Below are 2,842 nucleotides of genomic sequence, written 5' to 3'. Positions count from 1 at the left end.
TTCCGCCCGCGCGGCTCGCCCATCCACTGTTAACCGTTATATCACTTTTGACGCTGCAATCTCTGATGATTCCATCTCCATCCAGTGTCAAGACAAGCCCTGCGGCCTTTCGACTGCTGCCGATGGTGTCGTTTACGGTCGCATTGCTCACACAGTTTTCCAGTACGCCGCCGTTCATGGTATAGATCAGTGAGCTGATCCCATCGCCGGATGAAAAACGACAGGTACTGTCCAAATTGATGTTGCGGATAGACGCTCCGGAAGTCGAGCCGAACAGCGGCACGCTGCTTGACAAGTTTCTGATAGCAAACCCGCCGCCGTCATAGGTTCCGCCAAACAGCGTACTGCCGATCCCTCCATAGGTCACAGCTGTAAAATCCAGATCCGCCGTCTGCTTGAAATAGGTATCCGTATACCTGTTTCCACCTTGAATAATCTCCGCCAGATTATTGAAATCTTCTGCGCTGGTAATCAGGTACGGCGTTTGTTCCGTACCGTCTCCACCGCTGAAGGACGGCGTTGGCAGTACCGATCCGCTGGCCACGCTGCCGCCATAACTTTCGCCTCCGGTGACCATCACATTGATCTCCTGGCCTACGTCAGCTGCGGTCACTTTGTACGTTGCCGCTGTGGCTCCGCTGATGGCTGTGGTTCCTCTGTACCACTGATACGTTACAGCGTTTCTCACTTCTGCCGGCTGAATTCCGGAAATGTCCGCAGTCAGTGTCTGGCCCTGATTCAACGTTCCCTCTATGGCCACATTTCCGGTGATACCTCTGTGTATTCTGACGCTTGCCTCAACGCCTAATTCCTCATCCCTTACTGTCGATTTCCCGCTGATATAAACATCTTTCAACGCTGCGTCACCAGTAAATGGATAACGCGCTTCTGTCACGTTTCCCAGAATTACTACACGAGTCAGATCGGCGCATGTCGCGAACGCATAAGATCCGATAGTTGTCACTCCATCCGGGATGATCACGCTTGTTATATTATTTACGCCTCTACACGCCTCGTCCCTGATGCTCGTCACACGTGCAGACAACGCAGCCGGAATCTCTAATCTGCTCACAGTTGAATCCGGGTCCATCTTCTGCAATTGTAGTGTCCGGTCATCCTTCACCACAAATATCAATAGTCCTGCTCTCAGACCATTCTCATCCGTCAAATAATATCTAACCTCTTCACCGGGATTGTTTCTGTATACAGATGCGTTTGGAGCCCCCACCTTTAAAATGTCGTCTGACGCAAGGCAGTCTGTGCTCACATATATGCCGCTAAGCTGCGTACACTCCACAAATACACTTCCGCCTATTGAGCCGGGATTCCCCAGAAAAATAACAGCATTGAGTCTGGAGCAGCTTGCAAATGCAGTATCTCCCAGAGTGGTCAGACTGCGGGGCAGGATCAGATCCCCGATCAGTCCGCTGCATAATGCAAATGCTTCCGTTCCCACGTTCTCCACGCCTTCCGGAATGGACACGCCGGTCAGATTTTCACATCCCCGAAAGGCCTTCGCTCCAATAGACATCACGCTGCGTCCCGCCACCGAGGCCGGTATCTCCAGGTGATTCACATACGCCGCATAGTCGCTGACGCCCCCCGACAGGTTCGGCGATACCAATTGAAGGGTATCACCGCTCATGATTTGAAAGTACAGCGGTTCTCCCGCGTTGTCCTGCCCACCCGGGATGGTATAGGTTACAATGTCGCCCACCGCTCCCGAGAGGTCCAGCGGAGGCTGCGTCTCCGGTTCCGCCGGCGTTTCCGTTACCGGCGGCTCCACAGGAACTTCCACTGCCGGCGGTTCCTCCGCCGGTCCCAGGATCTCCAAAGCAGGACGGTATCCGTAGCTGTCCAGCGTGTAGTCCGTGGGGCAGTGATTCCACCCTCTGGCCGCCAGTCCTCTCACCGCCGCGTCTCCGCTCTCGTGGATGTCCTGGGCGAAGCTCACCGTTCCGTCCCAGTTCTTGATGTAGCACGTATCGTTTCCCGTTCCGGCTCCCGCCGCGTAGCTCTTCGATACGATGAGGTCCCATTCATTTTCGTCGGGCAGTCCGGCGTTGTTCTCCAGCGCCGTCCCCGCCTTCAGTCCGTCCTGGACACGGTTTACTCCCGTATTCCCCGCCGACAGGGCCCGCATTACCGCATAATACGCCCCTCCGTTCACCGTTACGGTCAGCGGATCGTCATAGTCTCCGTAGATCAGGCCCCGGCTGTCCAAGCTGTCCCAGCTCATGCCCGTGTATACCTGATCCGATACCAGAAGTTCCCGCGTCCCCTCGGTCTGCCTTCCCGCTTCCGCGGCGGCTTTATCCGCGTAGGTGTACCCCGTTATGTCCCCCACATAGGTGTAGGTTCCGTCTCCGTACTCTCCTCCGCTCAGACCGACGCCGTAGCTTGCTCCTTCCACAAGGGCCGTATCCGCGCCGTAAACGGCGAAGCTGCCCGGAAAGACAGAAACTCCCGATATCGTCATCGCTAATGACAGGATCCACGCCAGCAGGCTTCTGCCCCGGCGTTTTGCTGTCTCCTTCATTCTTTCTCCTCCTCTCGCTCAACCAAGATGCTTGTTCTATATAACATCACGCTTCGGCTTTCCTCATCGGATGCGGAAACTGTGCTGTTCTGTGGAGCGCCTGCTACGGAAGGATCACCTCAAAACTGATGGTCTCCCCCGCTTTCCCTATATTTTTGATGCGGATGCCGCTGTTGGTCCCGTCGGTAAACTCCAGATCGTTTCGCGTGGAGACGACGGTGCCCGGCAGATCGCCGATGCCGTCCTTGCTGTCTGCCATGCTTGCCGTACTGTTGAAGCCCGCCACCCTGCCGTACAGATGGA

Annotated in this window: 2 protein-coding genes; both read right to left on the bottom strand. The window is 55.7% G+C overall.

Annotated elements, in window-relative coordinates; all coding sequences use genetic code 11:
• A partial coding sequence (locus E0E37_RS00450; protein WP_130861014.1) for a leucine-rich repeat protein occupies positions 1-2,539 on the bottom strand: 2,539 nt, incomplete at its 3' end.
• Between the two features lie 103 nt (positions 2,540-2,642).
• A partial coding sequence (locus tag E0E37_RS18460; RefSeq protein WP_165445135.1) for a hypothetical protein occupies positions 2,643-2,842 on the bottom strand: 200 nt, incomplete at its 5' end.

This window comes from Bacilliculturomica massiliensis (assembly GCF_900605495.1).
Classification (GTDB): domain Bacteria; phylum Bacillota; class Clostridia; order Peptostreptococcales; family Anaerovoracaceae; genus Bacilliculturomica; species Bacilliculturomica massiliensis.
The sequence above is the reverse complement of the archived record's forward strand: the minus strand, read 5'-3'. Positions and strand labels throughout refer to the sequence as shown.